The 20,641-nt window shown below is 58.3% G+C and carries 26 protein-coding genes; 3 read left to right on the top strand and 23 right to left on the bottom strand.

The genetic code is table 11. The features are described 5' to 3' along the window. Window positions 1-97: 97 nt before the first annotated feature. The 5 genes from BM062_RS14720 to BM062_RS14700 form a co-directional block, all read right to left on the bottom strand. Window positions 98-1,420 carry an MFS transporter gene (locus BM062_RS14720; protein ID WP_092398094.1) on the bottom strand — a complete coding sequence of 441 codons (1,323 nt, stop codon included), beginning with the start codon at window positions 1,418-1,420 and terminating at the stop codon, window positions 98-100. Then, window positions 1,417-1,746, bottom strand: a complete 330-nt coding sequence (locus BM062_RS14715) for a hypothetical protein (RefSeq protein ID WP_092398092.1) — start codon at window positions 1,744-1,746, stop codon at window positions 1,417-1,419. Before BM062_RS14715 ends, BM062_RS14720 begins: the two co-directional genes overlap by 4 nt. A gap of 2 nt (window positions 1,747-1,748) precedes the next feature. Further along, window positions 1,749-2,312: an isochorismatase family protein gene (locus BM062_RS14710; RefSeq protein ID WP_092398090.1), complete on the bottom strand. Its 564-nt coding sequence runs from the start codon at window positions 2,310-2,312 to the stop codon at window positions 1,749-1,751. Between the two features lie 16 nt (window positions 2,313-2,328). Further along, window positions 2,329-2,787 carry a MarR family winged helix-turn-helix transcriptional regulator gene (locus tag BM062_RS14705; protein ID WP_092398088.1) on the bottom strand — a complete coding sequence of 153 codons (459 nt, stop codon included), beginning with the start codon at window positions 2,785-2,787 and terminating at the stop codon, window positions 2,329-2,331. A 113-nt stretch (window positions 2,788-2,900) separates the two neighbouring features. Continuing rightward, window positions 2,901-3,791 carry a LysR family transcriptional regulator gene (locus tag BM062_RS14700; protein ID WP_092398086.1) on the bottom strand — a complete coding sequence of 297 codons (891 nt, stop codon included), beginning with the start codon at window positions 3,789-3,791 and terminating at the stop codon, window positions 2,901-2,903. Window positions 3,792-3,882: 91 nt separating this feature from the next. On the opposite strand from BM062_RS14700, the gene BM062_RS14695 reads away from it, so the two are divergent. Next, on the top strand, window positions 3,883-4,662 hold the full coding sequence (locus BM062_RS14695; protein ID WP_371326591.1) for a sulfite exporter TauE/SafE family protein: 780 nt from the start codon (window positions 3,883-3,885) through the stop codon (window positions 4,660-4,662). Between the two features lie 131 nt (window positions 4,663-4,793). Here BM062_RS14695 and BM062_RS14690 read toward each other — a convergent pair whose 3' ends face one another. The 4 genes from BM062_RS14690 to BM062_RS14675 form a co-directional block, all read right to left on the bottom strand. Beyond that, on the bottom strand, window positions 4,794-5,006 hold the full coding sequence (locus BM062_RS14690; protein ID WP_092398084.1) for a hypothetical protein: 213 nt from the start codon (window positions 5,004-5,006) through the stop codon (window positions 4,794-4,796). A gap of 134 nt (window positions 5,007-5,140) precedes the next feature. Next, window positions 5,141-5,335 (bottom strand): hypothetical protein, encoded by a 195-nt coding sequence (locus BM062_RS14685; RefSeq protein WP_092398082.1) that lies wholly within the window; start codon window positions 5,333-5,335, stop codon window positions 5,141-5,143. A gap of 91 nt (window positions 5,336-5,426) precedes the next feature. After that, window positions 5,427-5,750, bottom strand: a complete 324-nt coding sequence (locus BM062_RS14680) for a hypothetical protein (protein ID WP_092398080.1) — start codon at window positions 5,748-5,750, stop codon at window positions 5,427-5,429. 120 nt (window positions 5,751-5,870) lie between these two features. Then, entirely contained in the window at window positions 5,871-6,512 is a 642-nt protein-coding gene (locus BM062_RS14675) for a LysE family translocator (RefSeq protein ID WP_092398078.1), read from the bottom strand. A gap of 440 nt (window positions 6,513-6,952) precedes the next feature. Between BM062_RS14675 and BM062_RS14670 the strand changes: the two genes are divergently transcribed. Then, window positions 6,953-8,659 (top strand): sensor histidine kinase, encoded by a 1,707-nt coding sequence (locus tag BM062_RS14670; RefSeq protein WP_254785083.1) that lies wholly within the window; start codon window positions 6,953-6,955, stop codon window positions 8,657-8,659. Window positions 8,660-8,671: 12 nt separating this feature from the next. Further along, a complete protein-coding gene (locus BM062_RS14665) occupies window positions 8,672-9,358 on the top strand; it encodes a response regulator (protein ID WP_092398076.1) in 687 nt (228 codons plus the stop codon). 7 nt (window positions 9,359-9,365) lie between these two features. Here BM062_RS14665 and BM062_RS14660 read toward each other — a convergent pair whose 3' ends face one another. The 14 genes from BM062_RS14660 to BM062_RS25600 all read right to left on the bottom strand — a co-directional run bounded on the left by BM062_RS14660 (window position 9,366) and on the right by BM062_RS25600 (window position 20,428). Then, complete coding sequence (locus tag BM062_RS14660; RefSeq protein ID WP_092398074.1) at window positions 9,366-10,280, bottom strand: type II secretion system F family protein; 915 nt, start codon at window positions 10,278-10,280, stop codon at window positions 9,366-9,368. Window positions 10,281-10,291: 11 nt separating this feature from the next. Next, on the bottom strand, window positions 10,292-11,284 hold the full coding sequence (locus tag BM062_RS14655; protein ID WP_092398072.1) for a type II secretion system F family protein: 993 nt from the start codon (window positions 11,282-11,284) through the stop codon (window positions 10,292-10,294). Window positions 11,285-11,297: 13 nt separating this feature from the next. Further along, window positions 11,298-12,644: a CpaF family protein gene (locus BM062_RS14650; RefSeq protein ID WP_092398070.1), complete on the bottom strand. Its 1,347-nt coding sequence runs from the start codon at window positions 12,642-12,644 to the stop codon at window positions 11,298-11,300. Between the two features lie 87 nt (window positions 12,645-12,731). After that, complete coding sequence (locus BM062_RS14645; protein WP_092398068.1) at window positions 12,732-13,883, bottom strand: AAA family ATPase; 1,152 nt, start codon at window positions 13,881-13,883, stop codon at window positions 12,732-12,734. A 17-nt stretch (window positions 13,884-13,900) separates the two neighbouring features. Next, window positions 13,901-14,335 carry a TadE/TadG family type IV pilus assembly protein gene (locus BM062_RS14640; protein WP_092398299.1) on the bottom strand — a complete coding sequence of 145 codons (435 nt, stop codon included), beginning with the start codon at window positions 14,333-14,335 and terminating at the stop codon, window positions 13,901-13,903. Between the two features lie 2 nt (window positions 14,336-14,337). Further along, window positions 14,338-14,778 carry a TadE/TadG family type IV pilus assembly protein gene (locus BM062_RS14635; protein WP_092398066.1) on the bottom strand — a complete coding sequence of 147 codons (441 nt, stop codon included), beginning with the start codon at window positions 14,776-14,778 and terminating at the stop codon, window positions 14,338-14,340. A 10-nt stretch (window positions 14,779-14,788) separates the two neighbouring features. Next, window positions 14,789-16,021: a Tad domain-containing protein gene (locus BM062_RS14630; protein WP_254785082.1), complete on the bottom strand. Its 1,233-nt coding sequence runs from the start codon at window positions 16,019-16,021 to the stop codon at window positions 14,789-14,791. Window positions 16,022-16,132: 111 nt separating this feature from the next. Further along, complete coding sequence (locus BM062_RS14625) at window positions 16,133-16,312, bottom strand: Flp family type IVb pilin (protein ID WP_092398064.1); 180 nt, start codon at window positions 16,310-16,312, stop codon at window positions 16,133-16,135. A 65-nt stretch (window positions 16,313-16,377) separates the two neighbouring features. Continuing rightward, window positions 16,378-16,590: a Flp family type IVb pilin gene (locus BM062_RS14620; RefSeq protein WP_092398062.1), complete on the bottom strand. Its 213-nt coding sequence runs from the start codon at window positions 16,588-16,590 to the stop codon at window positions 16,378-16,380. 163 nt (window positions 16,591-16,753) lie between these two features. After that, window positions 16,754-17,026 carry a hypothetical protein gene (locus BM062_RS14615; protein ID WP_092398060.1) on the bottom strand — a complete coding sequence of 91 codons (273 nt, stop codon included), beginning with the start codon at window positions 17,024-17,026 and terminating at the stop codon, window positions 16,754-16,756. Window positions 17,027-17,037: 11 nt separating this feature from the next. Next, the gene (locus tag BM062_RS14610; protein ID WP_092398058.1) at window positions 17,038-18,726 is read right to left on the bottom strand and encodes a type II and III secretion system protein family protein; all 1,689 of its coding nucleotides are present in this window, start codon (window positions 18,724-18,726) and stop codon (window positions 17,038-17,040) included. Window positions 18,727-18,752: 26 nt separating this feature from the next. Further along, entirely contained in the window at window positions 18,753-19,598 is an 846-nt protein-coding gene (gene cpaB, locus BM062_RS14605; RefSeq protein ID WP_092398056.1) for a Flp pilus assembly protein CpaB, read from the bottom strand. Window positions 19,599-19,628: 30 nt separating this feature from the next. Then, window positions 19,629-20,213, bottom strand: a complete 585-nt coding sequence (locus BM062_RS14600) for an A24 family peptidase (RefSeq protein ID WP_092398054.1) — start codon at window positions 20,211-20,213, stop codon at window positions 19,629-19,631. A 68-nt stretch (window positions 20,214-20,281) separates the two neighbouring features. Beyond that, window positions 20,282-20,428: a Flp family type IVb pilin gene (locus BM062_RS25600; RefSeq protein ID WP_175501014.1), complete on the bottom strand. Its 147-nt coding sequence runs from the start codon at window positions 20,426-20,428 to the stop codon at window positions 20,282-20,284. Between the last annotated feature and the right edge of the window lie 213 nt (window positions 20,429-20,641).

The following is a 20,641-nucleotide window of genomic DNA, read 5'->3' as shown; positions in this document are numbered from 1 at the left end:
TTCCTGAGGTCTTAAGCTACAAACGCGGGCCGCAAGGATGCTGTTGACCAGTGTTACATACCATTACAACTCGACATATGCCCACTCACCTTCTCGCTTACTGGATCTTCTGTTCACTGACTGTATGGCCGGGCCGGTGCAACACATTCATGGGGTCGCTATCGTCGATGCTGAAGCGCAGGCGGCCGGCGTCGATGCGTACTCGCAGGTGCCGATACCTGGCGAGATAATGGATTCCTACGATTGCTGCGGCAAGCCCCGCAGCGGCGCCGACGCCGAGCGCCCAGCGCGGGCCGAAGGTATCGGCTACCCAGCCCACCACGGGCGCGCCGACGGCCGTTCCGCCCAATGCCAAAGCGAGCAGGATCGCCATCACACGTCCACGCATGGCGGGTTCGGTCGACAGTTGCACCATGCTGTTCGCCGTGGTGTTGAAAGTTTGCGCGGATATGCCGATCAGAATCAGCACCAGGCCAAACAGCCAGTAGCTGGGCATGAAGGCTGCCAGCGCGCAGCCAAAGCCGAAGACGGCGGCGCCGGCCAGCAGGATCGCGATGCGCGGTTGCGCTCGCCTGGCCGAGAGCAGCGCGCCGGCGACCGAGCCGACCGCCATGATTGCCGTCAGCAGCCCGTAGCGGTCCGCCCCTGCATGGAACACGGTGACCGACATGGTGGAAATGAAGATCGGGAAGTTGAGCCCGAAGGTGCCGACCAGGAACAGCATGAGAAGCACGGCTTTGATGTCCGGCCGGCGCCAGACGTAGCGGAATCCTTGCAACAGGCTGCCGCGCGTGTGCGGCGCCCTGCTCCGCAGATGCAGCTGATCGGCGCGCAGCATGCCCAGCGCGCCGATGACGGCGGCGAACGAAGCGGCGTTGATCAGGAATACCCAGCCGGAACCGACGCCGGCGATGAGCAGGCCGGCGACCGCCGGCCCTATCATGCGTGCGGCGTTGAACGAGGCCGAATTCAGCGCCACCGCATTCGACAGTTCGGTTTCAGCCACCAGTTCCGAGACAAACGTCTGGCGCGCAGGCGAGTCGAACGCGGTGACGCAGCCGAGCAGGAATGCAAACAGGTAGACCTGCCACAGCTGGACCAGGCCGCTGACGGTAAGGATGCCCAGCCCCAGCGCCAGCGCACCCATCGCCGCCTGGGTAGCGATCAGGAGTTTGCGCCGGTCCAGGTGGTCGGCGGCAAAACCGGTCACCGGCAGCAACAGGAGATGGGGACCGAACTGCAGCGCCATGACGATGCCGACCGCGGTCGCATTCTTGTGGGTCAGCTGGGTCAGCACCAGCCAGTCCTGGGCGGTGCGCTGCATCCAGGTCCCGACATTGGATACCAGTGCGCCGCCGGCCCAGATCCGGTAGTTGAAGTTGTTCAGCGAACGAAAGGTGCCTTGCGTCAGGGCGCTCATGCTTCTCCGGGCGAATTGCCGCCGTTGAAGCGTCCGAACCTGCGCGCCATGATCACGCCGGCGAGCAGCATGCCCAATCCCATGGCAATTGCATGGGCGGTGGAGCGCAAATCAAAATCGCCGACACGGCAGACAAGCAGGTAGGCAATCGCCAGGTTGAGCAAGCCCCACAGTACATTTACCGTAGAAGAAGACAATCCCTCGCCGGGCGGTTTGGCAAACGGGCTTTGGAACGGGCGCCCCATCACGCCGCACACCAGGTGCGGAACACAATTTGTGAGGAAAATGCCGCCGAAGAAATAAGAGACGCCGTGCAGCCATTCCATGGTCAGGCGCTCCGTTTATCAAGGAGATCGATGATCTCCCGGGTGCTGCCGCTTTCTCCCAGCCGCGGGAAAATCCGCGTGGTGCTGTTGATGTGGGCGTCGAGGTTGGTGTCGGTCATGGCGTCGACCGCGAGGGTGACGTGGAACCCGTGTTCATACGCCTGGCGCGCGGTCGACTCGACCCCGATGCTGGTGGAGACGCCGGCGATCACTACTTGCGTCACGCCCAGCTGCTTCAGGTGCGCATCGAGGCCGCTGCCGGTGAAGGCGCCCCAGGTGCGCTTGGTCACTGTATGGTCTTGCGGCTGCTGGTTCAGCTCAGGGACGATATCGGCCCAGCCGGCGGGAAGGTCGCCCAGGCTGCGGCCCTGATCGGTGCGGCCCGGCGCGCCGCCGGTGACGTTGACCAGCACCACCGGCAAATCGTGGCTGCGGAATGCACCTGCCAGCGCGGCGGCCCGCTGCACAACTTCGCCGGCTGGATGGACGGTAGGATAAGCGACGATGCCGTTCTGCAAATCGATAAGGATGAGCGCGATCTTCGGATCAAGCGTGGTGACTGCCATGGTGTTCTCCTTCTGGTTACGAATCGATGAGGCGCTTGAGCAGTTCGACACCGGTTGCGAGCTGTTTTTGCTCCGCTTGCGTGAGCTTGCTGCGGATCGCCCGGAACAGCCAGTCGTCCTTCGCCGCGCGTGCGGCCTTGATCTTTTTCCGGCAGTCGGCGGTGAGCGACAGGATGGTTTGCCGGCCGTCGTTCGGATCCGGCATACCGCTCACCAGCCCGGCCGTCTTCAGCACGGCCAGCGTCTCGCCCATCGATTGCGGACGCATGCCTTGGGCGCGCGCGATGCTGGTCACGGTCGCCGGGCCTTCGCTTTCCAGCCAAACCAAGACTTGCAGCTGGGTCAGGCTGAAATCTCCCAGGTGCGACTGTTCACGCAGGCGCTGGCGCAGCTGGCCGATCAATACACGGATCTCTCCAGCTACGGCCAATGCGCGCGCAGCTTCGGGATCGTCTGCTCGTTCACTCATGCTCATGCCTTTATGGATAAGAAGGAAAACTACAAAGGTTACCTTCATATATAGATAATAGTCTTGCACTTGGACGATGTCAAGAATGGGGATGTGCGACGGGATGTAAGGACTGAGGATCAGCCGCTGGCGGCAGAAAGGTGTTCGAGCAGTTCCCGCGCATACTGCGGCAAGGCATCGGCATCGCGCGTACAGACGGCCAGCTGCCGGGTTGCCCAGGCGTCCGTCAATCGCACCGGCTGGATCGCCATCGAACGCCGGCAACGCCGGGCCGCTGTCTCCGGCACGATGGCCAGGCCGACGCCGGACGCTACCATGTGGCAGATCGCCTCCAGGGTGCGTACGCGCACCCGGAATGAAAGCGGACTGCCGGCCCGCATGGCATGCTCGTCGAGATAGTTTTGCAAGGGGTTGCCGGCGCTCAGTCCGACAAACTGGCGGCCGGCCGCATGCTGGAAGGCGATGCGCTTGAGTTTCACCAGCGGATCGCCGCGCGGCGCGACCAGCACCAGGCGGTCGGTGGCGAAGGGAAACAGCTGCAGGCTGCCGTGGTCGGCGGTGGTCGAAATGATGCCGATGTCGGCGGTGCCTAGCGACACTGCCTTGACGATGTCAGTGCTGGGCCGTTCTTTCAGGTCGACATCGATATTGGGGCGCGCGGCCAGGAACGGCGCCAGCGCCCTGGGCAAGAACTCGGTCATGGCGACCGTGTTGACCCACAGCCGGACATGGGCTTTGAGTCCCTTTGAATATTCCCCCAGCTCACCCCTCAGCTGCTCCATTTGCGCCAGCACCAGCCGCGCATGGTGGGCCAGCGTATCGCCGGCCGGGGTCGGCTCGACGCCGCGCTGGCGCCGCTCCAGCAGCGGCAAGCCGATCAGCTCCTCCATGCCGCGCAGGCGCGCGCTGGCCGAGGGCAGCGACATGTTGGCCAGCGCCGCGCCATGGGTAATGCTGCCGGTTTCCAGAACCAGGAGAAACAGGCGGAGATCGGTCAGGTCGAAACGCATAAGCACGATGCTAGCAGCCTTCCAGCCTTAGGCATAGCCTAAGGCTGGATACGATTCTTACGCATTGTGCGGCAGCGCCGGATCGAGAAAAATGCGACTGTCGCGTTTCGAGATCTCCGCCATGCTCCATTTTGACCTGCCACGATTGTCTGCCGTTTGCCTCATCTTCCTTGTCGCCGGGACAGTCAAGGGCGTGACCGGCATGGGATTGCCGACCGTCGCCATGGGACTGCTGGGAATCGCCATGCCGCCGGCAGCGGCAGCCTCGCTCCTGATCCTGCCGTCTTTCGTCACCAACATCTGGCAGCTGCTGGCCGGCCCCGGATTCCTGGCGCTGGCCCGGCGGCTGTGGACCATGGTGGCCGGCATCACCGCCGGCACCGTTGCCGGCGCCTGGCTGATGACCAACGACAGCGCCGGCTGGACTGCAATAGCGCTCGGCGTCGTACTGGTGGTCTATGCACTGTTCGGGCTGGCTGCGCGCCAGCTGTCGTTTCCTGCACGAATGGAACGTCCTCTATCGCCGCTGGTCGGTGTCGTCACTGGATTGATTACCGGCGGCACCGGCGTGTTCGTGATTCCGGCCGTGCCCTATATCCAGGCGCTGGGGCTGGACAAGGAGGAGCTGGTGCAGGCGCTGGGCCTGTCGTTCACCGTGTCGACCATCGCGCTGGCCATCGGCTTGCAGCGGCAAGGCGCCTTCCAGCTGGACGATATCGGAATCTCCGGCCTTGCGGTGCTGCCTGCATTGCTGGGGATGTGGCTGGGCCAGCATATCCGCCGGCGTGTCAGTCCTGCGACTTTCCGGCGCTGGTTTTTCATGTGCCTTGCCGTGCTCGGGCTGCAGCTGGCGCTGCGTCCGATCTTGTAGGCCGTTGCTCAAAAGGAGGAAAATCATGCTCGCCGCCTTGCTTGAAACCGCAGGCACGCTCGGCATGCTGGCGAGTATCGCCGCGCATCTGCTATTCCTGCGATATGGCGCAGCTGGCTGCTGCCGCCGTTTTATCCCATGCCGCGCCCGCCGTCCTTGGCTGTCGCCATTTCAAACAGGTCGAATACGTCGCCGTAAAGGAAGGATTTTTTTACCGGCTGGCCGTACTCCGAAGGATTGTCGTAAGTCAGGATTTTCTGTTCGCAGTCATGCTTGGTCCGGGCAATGACGGCATCGGTCTTGTCGCCGTTCAGGCTTGCAGCTACCCAGTAAGTCAGCTTCATCTTTTCTCCCTGCCTCGATTCGGATTGATTGCGTCTTACAGTGACATATTTTTCGCGGTTTGTCTCGGGCGCTGAAATGGAAAAGAGGAATCTCCCGGGATGGGAAGATTCCTCTTCTGAATTGTTCAAGGACTTTAAGCAGGCTGCTGAGGGTCATCGCCCGCCTTGCTTTCCTCTTCCTTGTTCTCGAGATGTTCAGTCACCGCTTCGACACCCTTGTAACCGGCAATGGCGGCTATGCCTTCGGTCAGTATGGATGCATTCGGATCCAGCTTCTTCACACCCTCGACTGCGACCACCGCGCCAATGACTTCTTCCAGGATACCCATGATTTATTCCTTAAGACATGTTCAAAAAAAACGACGCATGAAAATGCAAGAGACAGGATGATCCTGTCTCTTGCATTGTGCGCTACTTGGATTACTTAGGTGCGGCTACCGTGGTATCGGCCTTGGCTGCAGCCGGATCTGCCTTCACCTTGCCTGTGGCTTTGAAAGGCGTGTGATGGGTTTTTGCCTTAGCGGTCTTTTCGGTGGCGGCTGCCTTGGATTCGGTCTTGGCAACGGCCTTGGTTTCAACCTTAGGGGCCTTCACATCCGCCTTCACGTCTGCTTTTGCAGCCGGTGCGGTTACGCTTGCTGCTGCCGATGCAGCAGGCGCTGCAGGAGTTGCCGGGGCAGCTGCCTGGGCGAAAACAGAAGTAGCAAACAAGCCAGCGACCAGGGTTGCGAGTAATTTGTTCATGTGTGCACCTTTACATTATCTTGGTTACCTCAGGAAAATCCCGAGGGCTTGAGCAGATAACGAGGGCGATGCAGGTGCTGTTGACTACCCTTACAAACGATTACAATTCGACATACGGATTCAGGAGGCCTGGCGACGCAATGCCAGCAGCAGCGAGCCGAACGAAATGAAGGCGGTCCCCACCACCCGGTTCACCCATTTGGCGAACTGCGGCCTCACCAGCAGGTGCCTGGCGCGGGATGCCACTACGGCGTAGCTCAGGTGGGTGCTGTACGACAAGCTCATGAAGATGGCCATGAGGACCAGGAACTGCGGCAGCAGAGCCGCTTGGGCGTCGATGAACTGCGGGAACAGCGCTGTGAAAAACAATACTGCCTTGGGATTGGTCGCCGCCGTCAGGAAGGCTTCGCCATACAGCTTGCGAGGAGGCGGAGCAATCCCGGCCTGCCCTGCTTCCGATTCATAAGCGAGTCCGCCCGAGCCGGCGAACAGGTGCCGGATGCCGATATAAAACAGGTAGAGCGCGCCGCAAACCTTGACTGCCAAAAACAGCATGGCCGACGACTTGAGCAACACGCCAAGGCCAAGGATCGCCGCGGTGGACAGGCAGAACACGCCGGAAATATTGCCGAGGCCGGACCACATCACCGAACGCGGACCATAGGTGGCGCCGTTGCGCAGGGACAGCAGGATCGACGGCCCAGGACTGAGGATGGACAGCGCCGCGAAGGCGGTATAGGTGAGGATAGTCTGCGTATGCATCGCGCGCCGGCGCCTTTCAAGCGATTTGTCGTATGGCCCCGCCCTGCCAGCCGGGATCTGTCTAGCCGCACAAGTATAATACGCGGAATCGCAACCAGGATGTTTCCATAGACCAAGCGGCCACCATTGCCGCTCCTTGCCGCCCTGGCCATATGCTGACATCGGCCCACATCGCCAGCATCAAGATGTTGTATCCGTAACGATCATTTGCCGGCAGTGTCGACATCCAGCATTGACATAGCTATACCCGAGGGGCAATATATAAATTAACAATCAGTAACCAAATAAAATTAACAATTAAAAACATTTTCTCAAAAAAAATTAGAGGAATTATCAAAAAAGCAGCAATTTGGTTTGGCGGTTTCCAGGCATCAGCGCGTCCCATAAGGGGTATCCCCATAAAACTAACGCGCTAGGAAACAAAGGGAGGATCACGCTCTATGTTTTGGCGCGAGAACACTATGGGTGTCTACAGGCTAGACAAAAAAAACGAAATTGCGTTGAGCCTGGCCACGGACGCTGCTGACGCCCAAATGGTTAGCCGGATGCGGCTGGTCCTGGCTGTGTCCGGCCTGCTGGCGATTTTTATCGACCCGTCAGGCTTAAGCGGCGTTGACCGTTCTACCTGGCTCATCTTTTCCGGGTATGTCTTCCACTGCATTGTCCTTTACATTTTTGCCCTGCTTAACAAGTCATTTTCACAGAGCAAACTGATTCACTGGATGGATGTCTGCTGGTATGCGCTGATCGTCTTGTTCACAGGCGGCATCAGCAGCTTTTTTTCCCTGTTCTTCTTTTTCGCCATTCTCACTGCGTCTTTCCGCTGGGGTTTCGAGGAAGGTGCGCGAATCACCATCGCCTCAGCGGTATTGCTTGCCGCATGCGGCTTGACGCTGGAGGCACAGCAAGATCTTCCCCGCTTATTGTTGCGCACCACCTTCTTGCTGACATTCGGCTACATGAGCGCACGCTGGGGGGAATCGAAACTGGAACTGAAGCGCCGGATTGCACTGCTGCGCGATGTCAGCCGGCTGTCGAATCCGCGTTTTGGGGTCGATCACACCATTACCTCTGTCCTGAAAAAGACATTGGTTTTTTTCAGAGGCAACAGCTGTATTCTGGTGACCCTGGACAAGGATTCCGCGACCTATTCATTGCGGACGATCAAAGAAGGCGATGCAGAGCAATCAATCAACGCCGTGGAAGTCCGCGCAGAAGCGGCATCCCGGCTCATGGTTTTTTCGCAAGACCAGATCGTTGCCTACTCCCGCCCCATTGGGCCTGCCATGTTCGTCCTCGGGGGATCCCAGGTATATGAAAGTGCGAGCGGCAAATGGACCAATCGCGAAGAACAGGCCAGCCAGAACATGGCCGAGCTGCTGGAGACAGATTCCTTTATCAGTGTTCCTTTGTCATTGAGAAAAGGCAACGGCCGCATTTATGTCATCTCGCGGAAAAATAGATTCAACAAAGCGGACGCCCTGTTTTTGAGCCATGTCGCTGAACAGGCGTTTCCTGTTCTCGATAACATCGAACTTCTCGATCGGATGGCCTCGGAGGCGGTTTCGCAAGAACGGAAAAAAATTGCACTGGATATCCACGATACCGCCATCCAGCCATACATCGGCCTGAAAATGGGATTGAGCGCGTTACGGCACAAAGCTGCCCCAGACAATCCTCTGATCGACGATCTCGATAAATTGATCAGCATGGCGGCACAGGTGATAGGCGACCTGCGGCGCTATGCCGGCACCTTTAAAACCGCATCGGGAAAGACTGAGCCGATATTCCTGGCCATTCTGCGCCAGCAGGCGGCGCAAGTCAGGGAATTCTACGGAATCGATATCGCAGTCAGCATGGAAGGCGAACTTAACGTCAGCGACCGCCTGACTGCAGAGGTATTGCAGGTGGTGCGCGAGGGATTGAGCAACATCTGCAAACACACCGATGCCCAGCGCGGACTGGTCAAACTCCAGTGCGCAGACGGCTGGCTCAAGATCCAGATCGAAAATGAAGGCATCGGCACCCAGTCTATCGATTTCATGCCGCGTTCGATTACCGAGCGGGCTAGCGCACTGGGCGGGACGGCCCAGGTGAAGCAAGGCGTTGGCGGCGGCACCGCCGTATTGATCGAAATACCCGTTTAAAAAGGTGGCACCATGAAGCCGGCGGACGAAACCATTCGCGTAATGCTCATCGACGATCACCAGACGATGCTGTGGGGATTGGGTAAATTGATCGACGGTGAAAAACCGAAGATGGAAGTGGTCGGAACCGCAAGAACCTGCGAAGAAGCGCTTGCGAAAATCGACCAGCTGATTCCGGATGTCGTTTTGCTGGACCTTGACCTGGATGGGAAAAACGGCCTGGATATCCTCCCCGCCCTGCTGTCGAACCTGGTGTCGCGCGTCCTGATCTTAACCGGCGAACGCAAACAGGCGACACTGGATATAGCGGTTTTGCGCGGCGCCCGCGGGATATTGCGCAAAGACGCATCGGCGGAACAAGTGCTGAAGGCGATCGAAAAAACCCATCAAGGCGAATTGTGGCTGGACCGTGAAACGCTGGGCAGGGTATTCGGCGAACTCATGGTGCCGGCCGGGACGTCAAAGCCAGACATCGACACGAAAAAGAAAGCGACCCTGACAGCCAAGGAGCAAAAAATCATTCACACGATAGTCGAGGGAAGCGGCGCTTCGAACAAAGCGCTTTCGCAACGGCTATACATATCCGAGCACACCTTGTGCAACCACCTGACATCGATCTACCACAAGCTGGGCGTGAGCAATCGCCTTGAGTTGTACGTTTATGCAATCAAGCACCAGCTGGGGAGCCCGCATTCCTGATTGCAGCTCAATGGATTCCCCCGCTTAGCATTGGCATGATGGTCCTGATGATCTGAATCACGGCCGGTCCCATGATGACCATGATAATCGATGGGAATATGAAGACCACCAAAGGGAACAGCATTTTTGTCGGAACCTTGGCAGCCATTTCCTCGGCGCGCACCTGCCTCTTGTGCCGCAGGTCATCGGAAAATACCCGCAGGGATTCGCCGATGCTTGTGCCGAACTTGTCTGCTTGCGTCAGCATGGTAGCGAATATGCTTATTTCCTCAACACCCGTGCGCAGCGCCAGGTTGCGCAAGGATTTCTCGCGTGTTCCGCCCGCTCTCATTTCCAGATTGGTCAAGTGCAGTTCTTCCGCCAGGGCGACGCTTTTTATCCTGATTTCGTCAGCCACCTTGGTAAGGCCGGCATCCAGTCCTAAACCTGCTTCGATGCAAACCAGCATCAGGTCCGTGGCGTCGGGAAAACTTTCGAAAATTTCGCGCCTGCGCATTTTTATTTTCCAATGCAACAGGGCGTTAGGCAGGTAACAACCGATCATGGCTGCCAGCATCAGGTACAGCAGGAACGTCAAGCCCTGAAAGTGAGTCATTGTGCTCAGCGCCAGGTATGCCAACCCGGCAAAGAGCAGCGGCAGCAAGGTCTTGATGCCAAAATAAACCAGCCGCGCATCGTTATGCCGGATTCCGGCATTGAAAAACTTGAGCCGCAGCGGCGATTCCTCCCAGTTACCAGTGGGTGAAGACAGATTGGCAAAGGGGCCGACCAGATTCACCATGGTTTCCGTCCATTGCTGCTTCTCGGCCGGATCGGACATTGCCTGCAGCCGCTGCTCCGCTCTGGTTGGCGCCAGCCACAGGAACAATCCTGCCAGCCCCAGCGTTACAGCGAAGAAGACGAGTACGGAAAGTATGAGCATTTCGTTCTCCCTTATACCCGGATTCTGATTATTTTTCTTAAGACCAGAATGCCGAGAACCATCAAGACCAGCATGTATTTAATGATTGCAATGCCGATAGGATCGTGCCACAACGGCTTCATGAAATCCGGGTTCAGGAAACTCATGGCGGCCCCCAGTGCGAAGGGCATGAGCCCCAGGATCCAGGCCGACAGCCGCCCCTCGGACGACAGCACCCTCACCTTCGAAAGCAGTTTCAGGCGTTCACGAATCAGGCGGCTCAGATTGCCGAGCACATCGGTCAGGTTGCCGCCTGAATCGCGCTGGATCAGCACCGCCACCACGAAGTAACGCAGGTCGGTAATCGGTATGCGCTCGCTCAGGTTAGTCAATGCCTGTTGCAGCGATACGCCGAAATTGACTTCATCGTGGACGATGCGGAATTCGCCGGCAATCGGCTCAGCCATTTCGTCTCCGACCATTTGCAGGCCGGACGAAAACGCATGCCCGGAACGCAATGCCCTGGTGATCAGATCAAGCACATCTGGCAGCTGTTGCTCAATCCTGGCCAGGCGCCGGCTCCGTTTATGACGCACATACAGCAGCGGTAAAGCTGCCAGCGCAATGCCAAGCGCAGCGCCCAGCAGGAGCGATTGATGAACCAGAAAAGTCATCGCCAGGCAACCCGCCACTGCCAATGCCACGCACGACAGCAGCAGTTTGGATACGGTCCAGTCGAGCCCCGCCTGGAGGATGAACCGGTCCAGTCTGCGGGCCCTGGGAAGGCTCAGCAAGATGCGCTCGAATAACGGTATTTCGCTCAGCATCCGTTGTTTCAACAGCTGCGACTGCTTGGTTTTATCAAGGGAAGCAGACAGTGCCTGCAGCCGCTTCGAAATCTTCTTGGCTTCCGGGCCTCTGTATGATTTCCACATCATAAAGAAGCCTTCCAGAAGCAGGACCACCGCAACGAAAACAAGCACTGAAAAAACCAGGAAAGTGTTGCCACCGATTGATTGCAGCATGATTTTCACTCCTTCAGTGGTAATGTTTAGCGGGATCGAACATTGTGTCCGGCAACACCACGCCAAACGAACGCAGGCGTTCAGTAAACTTCGGCCTCACGCCTGTTGCATGGAAATAGCCCTGGACATCGCCATCGATGCCAATCCCGGTTTGCTTGAAGGCGAATATCTCTTGCATGGTGATAATGTCGCCCTCCATTCCGGTCAGTTCCTGGATGCTGGTGATTTTCCGTTTGCCGTCGGTCAACCTGATAGCTTGGATCATGACCGTAATGGCTGAAGCAATTTGCTGCCGGGAAGCCTTGTGCGGCAAGTTGAGATTTGCCATGCCCACCATGTTTTCGAGCCGGGACAGCGCATCCCGCGGCGTATTGGCATGGATGGTCGTGAGCGATCCTTCATGGCCGGTGTTCATCGCCTGCAGCATGTCGGCTGCCTCGGGGCCGCGCACTTCGCCAATCACGATCCGGTCGGGCCGCATGCGCAGTGCGTTGCGCACCAATGCGCGCTGGGTAATCTCGCCCTTGCCCTCGATATTCATCGGCCGCGTTTCCATGCGCACGACATGCGGCTGCTGCATCTGTAACTCGGCCGCGTCCTCGATTGTGACGATGCGCTCTGATACCGGAATGTAGCCGGACAGGATGTTCAGCAATGTCGTCTTGCCGGAACCGGTGCCGCCGGAGATGATCATGTTGACCTTGGCCTTGCTCAAGCCTTCCAGCATGAACGCCATGTCCGCAGTCAAGCTCTTGTACTCCTCGACCAGATTGCTCATCTTGAGGGGGATATGCGCGAAGCGGCGAATCGACATCATCGGCCCATCCAGCGCTACCGGCGGAATCACTGCGTTGACCCGGGATCCGTCCGGCAGCCTGGCGTCCACCATGGGGCTGGATTCATCTATCCGCCGGCCTACCAGCGACACGATTTTGTCGATGATGCGCAACAGGTGCTTCTCATCGGTAAAAGTGACATTGGTTATTTCCAGCTTGCCCCTGCGCTCCACGTATATCTGGTCGTAGGAGTTGACCAGGATATCGGACACGGTCGGATCGGCCATCAGCAATTCAAGCGGGCCGAAGCCCAGCATTTCGTGCTGGATATCACGGATCAGCGAGCGCCGTTCGATGTCATTGACCACCGCTTGCTCTTCCTTCAGCAGGCGTTCGATCATCGTGGTGATTTCCTGGCGCAGCATTTCGGGAGCCAGGGTCTCCAGCGCAGCCAGATCGAACTTGTCCAGCAGCTTGAGATGCATCCGCCCCTTCAATATCTTGTATGCGTCGCTCGCGACTTGCCCCTGCGGGTGCTCGACAGGCTCTATCCTGACGGCGTTGAGTTTTTCTCGAAAAGACATTTTCGTATGCTCCGGTTAGAGTTGCTGGCCTGCACTTGGGTCCGGCTGGAAATGGGTGGCTCTGTTATTGCTCTGCCCTTGCACCATTTATGCCCGCCTGAACAAGCGTCCTAAAAATCCCCGATTTTCATCTTCCCTGGGGCTCAGCGACAGCGCGAACGCCGCCAGATTCTTGGTCACCGCATTGGAACTCGCCATGTCGATCATCGGGTCGCCGTGGTTGATCGATGCATTGACCTCTTTATATGAGTTGGGAACGGTGTGCAGCGTCACCGGCCCTAAAGAACGCTGCATGCGATCGATGCCGATTTCATTGCTCTTCTCGAAGCGGTTGATGATCAGTTCGACCTTGTTCATCGGATAGCCCAAGGATTTGAATATCGTCAGCAGCTTGCTGGCGTTCCGCAGGTAGGGCAGCCCGGCCTGCAATACCGGGAAAATCCGGTCGGCCCGATCCAGCGCCTTGATCGCAAGTCCGTCCAAGGTGCGGCCGACATCGAGCAATATGAAGTCGTACTGCGCTACCGCCAGGTTGAGGATGGCGTCGATATGTTCCGGCTTCAGCTCCATCGCTTGCGAGGGCTCTTCCGGCGCCGCCAGTATGCTGTAGTTCGGCGCCACCTTGACCGTGCTGGCCGTCAGGAACGACGCATCCAGCCGGCCGATGTCGCGCGCCACATCGGCCAGGGTCGAGGCCGGCTCGCCGTCATGCACGAACGACAGCGCTTCACCGAATTGCAGGTTCAGGTCGATCAGCAGCACAGACTTGGTTTGCGCCAGCTGGCAGCCGAGATTGGTCGCCAGGAACGTGGCGCCGCTGCCGCCCTTGCACGGCATGAACGCCAGTATCCTGCCCAGCGTCCTGACAGGGCCGCCGATGCGTTTGGCCGCGATGCGGTTTACAGCGGCTTCCAGCGCAGCGGGCGTCACCGGCGACGGCAGCACCTCGCGCACGCCGGCGCGCATCGAATTGATCAGGAATTCCGGCGTGTGGGTAGCACACAACAGAATCACCGCGATGCTCGGATGATGGGTAGTGACGTATTCCACCTGGGCCAGTTCGGCCGGATCGCAGCACATGCCCTCCACCAGCATCAGGTCCGGCTGCTCCTGTTCGGCGACGATACGCATCCGGCTTTTGCCGCCTTCAATCAGCGTGGCCGAGTGCGAATACGTACCCAGGACCCGCCCCATCTCTTGCAGGTTATTGACATTGGGAGAAATCACGGCGATCTTCATTTTGTTTTCCCTGAGTGTTAGGAACAGATTGCGGCGCTGTTCGGGTCTAGCCGCATGGCTTCCCGCGGCAGATAAGTAGAAAACACAGGCATCGGGATTGCAGCCAGTGCCGCGCTGCCTGCGATGGGCGAGATCCACTGATAGTTGAGGCTGGTGATCGTTACCGTCACCCCTTCGCAAGTCGCCGCGGTGCATGCGGCAGGACTCCACGCCAGGTTGATGTCGACGATCTGGGGCAGCAGCGCCTGCATCTTCGCCAGGACTTTCGCCTTCTGGGTGGTGTCGTCGCACACCACTGCATAGCGTGCGCCGGCGCGCGTGGCCTCGGTCGCCGCACTCCAGCTATAGAGCATGCGGCTGAAGTCGGTGATTCCCAGCAGAAAAGTCAGGAAAACGATCAGCACCAGGGCGAACTCCACCACGGTGGCGCCGGATTGCGATTGCTTGTTCATGTTCATATCGAACTCCGCATGGTGGCGCTGATATTGCTGTATGTAATTTTCCCTGTCGAATCAGCGAACGCAACGCCAAACACGCTGCCATACAGGGGGACGAATTTATAGCCGCTCACGGTAACCTGCACAGTGTTGATCAGCGGGTTGGAGCCGGCGGTCTGCCAGGTCGGCGTCAACACGTTGGCCACGCTAAGCCCCGGCGCCAAGGGCGTCCCGGTACCTGCAACGTTCCCGTACACCACCAGGTTCTGTGCTTCGGCGGTATGGGTTCCCGGCGTCTGCAGCGATAGATAACGGACCGCATCCCGCACCGACTTGGTGATCGTGTTGTACTGGAATATCGCCCGGCCGAATTCCGTCGTGATGAAAGTGAGCAGCAGCAGCATCGGCAGGATCAAGGCAAACTCAACGAGCGCCGTGCCTTTCTGTCTGGTTTTCATGGTTGTCCCCTTATCTCACTAAAACCGGCACCAGCGGACCGGCGGCGCCGCCTGCCAATCCGTTGGTCGTACATGGGCTGCTGGTGCTGCCGCCATTGCCGCGAAATTCCAATTGCACGGTTACCGTGGGCCCGCTTAACGGTTGCAGCATGAACATGCAGGCGTAATCGATCACCTTGTTCGACGCATCGACAATTGGCGCAGTTACCAGCCTTCTGCTGAAGCCGTACAAATTGTGCTGCCCTCCGACGCCCGGCGTAGCCAGTGTCTTGAAACCGTTCGTGTTCAAACCCGTAATGCCATCGCCGCCGTTCAGGCTGGTTCCTGTGTCGTCATAGGAGGCGAAAGCCGCGCGTTTGGCCATGAAATTTGCTGCACTCGAAGCGGAACCCGCCGCCGGCGTTCCCGACCACGCGTTTTGCGGAACCGCGTTCTTCCAATTGGTCGTGGTATACGCATAACCTGAAAAATCGGGATGATCGACGCTAGGGCCGGGATCGCCGTTCTTATAAATGCCGAAGCGGTAATTCCAAGGCGTATCCACAGTAGTCTGGGCGCCTGGCGTGCCCAAGGTGTCGCCCAGCCTGGTGCCGCAATATCCAGGTTCGCCCAGTTCACGCCTGGTCTCGCTGGCGCTCGTGCTGCCGTCCAGGTTGTACCATCCCATTTCACCGGTAGACTGCGTCCCGTTGCCGATCATGTTGACCCACTCGCCGATCTGGAAGCCGTAATTCGGCGCTGTCCCACCCGTCTTGGGCTTCAGCCCGACCGGGATCGGACAGGTGGTCTGGGCGCTGGCGCGGGTCGCCACTGCGACTGCCAGGACATTTTGCGTATTCGTATAGGTCGTCGTGTCGTTGGCAAAAGCGCCCATGGATTGCAGCAGCCACATGTTCAAGCCGGACTGCGTGTGCTGGCACTGCGCATATCTGGCGTTGGCGGCCGCGGCGGTGGCGCCGTAGGCGGCATCCTTGAAAGTGATATCCGCAGCGACTATCTTGCCCTGGCTGCTCCATGAGGAAGATTGGAAATTGACGTTATTCAAGTTGCCAGCGGTAATGCCGGCGTTGGTGGCGCGCGTCAGCGCGCTGCTCTCGCCGTCAAGCTCTTGCGCGGCCGCCAGCGCACAACTGTCCATCGCTGTCTGCAATTCTGTCTTGACGACGAACAGATGGCCAAAGTCGAGGGCAATCGCCATGAATCCCATCAGGAATAGCAGGACGAGCGATACGGTGACTATCACTGCCCCGTCCTGGCGATGACACTGACGCTGGATAGCAACACGGTCCACGATGACGCCTTTTTTAGAGTTATGACAAACAGACTTTTCGAGATTCCGTTTTTTGCAGCAAAATCAGGCGCAGGTGCCGCCTGTCTTCAGGCAATTTGATACACGGGTAATAAAGTCAGAGAAGCTGGTTCCCGTGGTCAAAGCTTGAAGCGCCACGACCAACGCTATCGATACGACAGCAATGATCAATGCGTACTCGACGACTTGGGCGCCGTCTTCCTCTTGCAAGAATCGATGAAGCATGACAATCTCCTTTTAACTGAATGGGCGAGCCGGCTAAACGGCCGGCTCGCCGGCACCAACTGAGATCAAGCGCATGTCCCGCCGGTCTTCAGGCAGTTTGTTACGCGGGTAATGAATTGCGAGAAGCCGCCTCCGGCTGCAGTCAGCGCATTCAATGCCACCACCAGCGCGATCGAGACGACAGCGATGATCAGCGCATATTCGACAACTTGGGCGCCGTCTTCGTCTTGCACGAAAGAACCGATGGATTGTTTGACCAATTTAAGATTAGCGTTCATTTCTTTACCTCTTGAGGTTAATGTTCAATTGAAATTTACTGCCCTGGTACCGCACGGTTACTACCTGCTTCTCCTACAACGTTGCGAAAAGAAGACTCCCTTTTCCGCCGGCAGCTTATCCTGCTGCCTTGATCAATAAAATCCTTGATGCATCATTCCTGCGTTACTGCGTGGCGCCAAGACTGCCGCCGATATTGATGACGTTGACCGCTGGCGGCGGCGCCTTAAAGCTGCCCTGATAGAGATTGATGGTCTCCTTGGCCGCCTTGCCGTCCATGCCCGCCACCTGGTCGGGATTCTTGCCGGCGTCAGGATTGATGATCATCTTGAGCTTGGCCTGGCGCACGGCGTCGCCGAATTTGGTGTCGTAGTTGGGAGTGACTGTCGAGCAGCCCGCCGTCAGGACGAGCAACAGTACGATTGCGAGCTTGTTCATGGACTTTCCTTTTATTTGATTACAGGATTAGCAGCGACATCTTCAGAACTGGCTGTCGGCGCCATGGCTGGAGCTGGAGCTGGAGCTGGAGTTTGAGCTTCGACTGGAGCTGGAGCTTGAGCTTCGACTGGAGCCTGAGCTGGAACTGGAGCCTGAGCTGGAACTGGAGCTTGAGCTTCGACTGGAGCTGGAGCTGGAGCTCGAGCTTGAGTCGGGGCCGGAGCCGGGGCCGGAGCCGGAGCCGGAGCCGGAGCCGGAGCCGAGCCTTCCAGGCTGCCGTTGAAATAAACCTCGCCACGGCTTGGTACGACATGATTGTCCGTCGGCAGCGTCGGCGCTTCCGCCAGCGGCTTCACCAGATGCGGCGTAATCACGAACAGCAGCTCGGTCTGGTCAGTCTGGAACTCGGAACTCCTGAACAGCGCTCCAAGCACCGGCACCTCGCCCAAGCCAGGGAAACGCTTCATGGTTTCAGTGACGTTGTTCTTGATCAGGCCGGCAATCGCGAAGCTTTGCCCATCGTTAAGCTGGACGGTGGTATCCGCCCGGCGCACCGTCAGCGACGGCAGCACCGCCGTGACGCCGCCGACGGTGGTGAACGGCGAGCCAAGCTGCGACAAGTCCGATACTTCCGAGACCATCTTCAGGTTGACCCGGCCGCCGTTCAGCACAGTGGGCATGAACTTCACGCCGATGCCGAATTCCTTTTCTTCCAGCGTGATGGTGGCCTGGCCAGCGTTGTTGGTCTGGGACACAGGAATGAAGATCTTGCCGCCCGACAGAAAGCTGGCCTGCTGACCGCTGATCGCCATGATGTTCGGTTCAGCCAGCACCCGCACCAGGCCGTCATTCTTTTGCCCGTCGATGTTTACCGAGGTCCGGCCGATCCTCAGCGCCTGCAGCAAGGCATTGCCTCCGCTCAGGAAATTGGATAGCAGGGAATAGGTATTGCCTCCGCCATTGCTGGGACGGGTCAGGCTGACGTTCGACCCGAGCCTGTCGAGCAGCGTCTTGCTGACTTCGGCGATCTTCACTTCCAGCATGACCTGCTGCGGGGCCGTGACGCGCAGCATGTTAACCACCTTCTTGCCGTCGCCGTAAGCATTGGCCAGGTTTATCGCTTCGTCGAGCTTGATGGCGTCGCTGACCTGGCCGGTCAGCACCAGTGAGTTTTCCGCGCCGCGCACCTTGATCCCGGTTTCTTCAGGCATCAATTCGCCTAGCTTGGCTTGCAAGGTGCCCGGATCGACGGTAACGATGATGTCCTTGATGACGCAGCGTCCATCCGAACTCTGCAAAACCACATTCATCGATCCTGACTTCCGTCCCAGGAAAAACAGTTCGGTAGGACTGAGCAGCGTGATATCCACATCTGCCACGCCGTCCGAAGCCGCTTGCGCCGGGGCTGGAGGTGCATTCGCAGGCCCCGGCGGCACGGTCTTGTCGTTGGTTGCAGGCGGCCGGCCGGCGCGGTTCGACGATTGGCCGCCGACCAGCATGCGGGCGGCGGGAACATTCAGCCGGATGACGCTTGACTTGCCAAGCGTGACGTAAGTAACAGGGTCAACCGTCACGGATCCGCAAGGCCTCAGGCCGGAAGAGCCTAGAGTTTGATTGGCGAAAGGTGCGCTGGCCGCGAGTGCTCCATCGGACAAGGCCAGCGCCGCGAAGAAGATCACATTTCTGTAGTTGTTGTTCACTTGAACTGCTCCCTAGATTGTTTTAATTAAAAACAGTTGAGCGTCCGGCTGCCGTTTTGAATTACCTCGACACACTGCGATTGCGAGGCTGACGCCACCATCGGTTTGCTGCGCATCACCCTGGGCTTTACAGCTGCAACCTTGGCTGGCGCTGCTTCCGGTTCTACACGCTCTCCAAACAGCTGGTTCTTGGTAATGCCTACGGTTGTTACCGTGTTCTTGTCCACCTGGTTGCGCAGCACTAGCGATAGCGTGCCGACGCTGCGCGCCAGGTCCAGCTTCTCTGAATCCTCCAGCGTCAACTCCAGCGTCACCGCACTGACTACCCGAGGTTTGGTATCGTCGCGGCCAGCTTCCTGCGCCACCGCCAGCACCAGTACATGCTCGAGCACGGTTTTGCTGATCTGCTTGCCTTCTTCGCCCTTGTTCTTGTCCTGCTGCGCATTCACCATGACGTCTACATAGTTGCCGGGAAGCGCGAAACCAGCCACGCCGACCACATCGTTGACCCTGACCGTCATGGCCCGCTTGCCCTCCGCAATCACGGCGGAAAGCCCCCCTTGCGTGCCGGCCGGCGCCAGCTTGCCGTCGAGGATTGCTTCGCCCCGCAGCACGCCGACTTTCACCACCCGGTCCTGCAAGTCCTTGACTTCTTTGAAGGCGCCGGCCGGCACCGAGCCGCTGGGCCAGTCGACGGTCGACAGCATTTGCACATTGATCCTGCTTCCCAGTTCGATATCTGACGCGGCCACCACGACTTTGTTGGAGGCGACGCCGCCTTGCTTCGACACCCACCCAGCCGCATATACAGCGGCTCCCAGACCGATCGCCGAGGCCAGCACGAGCAATCCGATTGCTTTGACGTTTTTCATTTTCGATTCCAGTCAAGTTTGTTTTGCAAGCTACAAATAACCTAGTTGCCGTGCCACCAGATAGCCGGTGGTGCCTATGCCGATGCTGACGCCGTACGGCAATTTCCCCACCGACTTGCTTGCGTCTATGTGGGCGTCCGGCCTGAAACCTCCAATTGCCGACAGCATCATGATTTGCACCATATTCTTTACATTGCCTAGCATCCGCCCCAGCGCTCTGTTAAACAGGGCAAACCCCAGGGCAGCGATGCCGCCGACAATGAAAGTGGATATGACCGCAAAAAATATCCCGGGAACGCCGAGGAATGCCCCGACCATCGCTATCAGTTTTACGTCGCCTGCCCCCATGGCCTTGAGCGCGTACAGCGGCAGCATCATGAGCAAGCCAAGCAGCAGGCCGTCGAACGTCCATAGAAAACCGGCGTGCGTCGACATCGGAACTGCCGTGTTGTAAATCAGGCCGAACGCCGTGCCGCTTGCAGTGAGCCAGTTAGGAATCCGGTAGGTTCGCCAATCGCTCGCAGCAGCCACTATCAGCAATGCAATCAAGACTCCCGTACGGGGATCGGTGACTAGCATGCCGAGAAGTTCGAGTAATGAATAAAATGCTTGCATGATCTATCTCTGCCATTCAAATGAAACGTGATCGGTAATGAGCTGCGGCATGCGTCCAACGCGATTTCTCATGTGCTCTTCACCAGAGCGAGCAACGCAAGCGTGCAGACCACGATAACAAGCGCTCCGATGAGCGCGCACTCTATGAGCGACGCACCGTCCTCTTCCTTGAAGAAACTCATGAGGGCATGCGATGGATCGTCGGTTAATCGCATACTCTTCTCCGTAGTGGTTTCTCATGATTCGACTCTGCCGGTTTCGATCGGACTGCAATGCTCGCGTCCTTGCAATGAGTATAGGCAGGCAGAAAAAAACGTATATGACCGATGGGTCCCTATTTGAGTAGGACCGACTGTCTCTCTGAATCGGGGGTGGGCAGGACAAAACAACTAGGAAGGAGCGGGGGGAAAATCTAACTTGTTGTCGAT

The organism is Collimonas sp. OK412 (assembly GCF_900112135.1).
In the GTDB taxonomy this organism is placed as follows: domain Bacteria; phylum Pseudomonadota; class Gammaproteobacteria; order Burkholderiales; family Burkholderiaceae_D; genus Collimonas; species Collimonas rhizosphaerae.
This window is presented reverse-complemented; position numbering and strand designations above follow the sequence as displayed.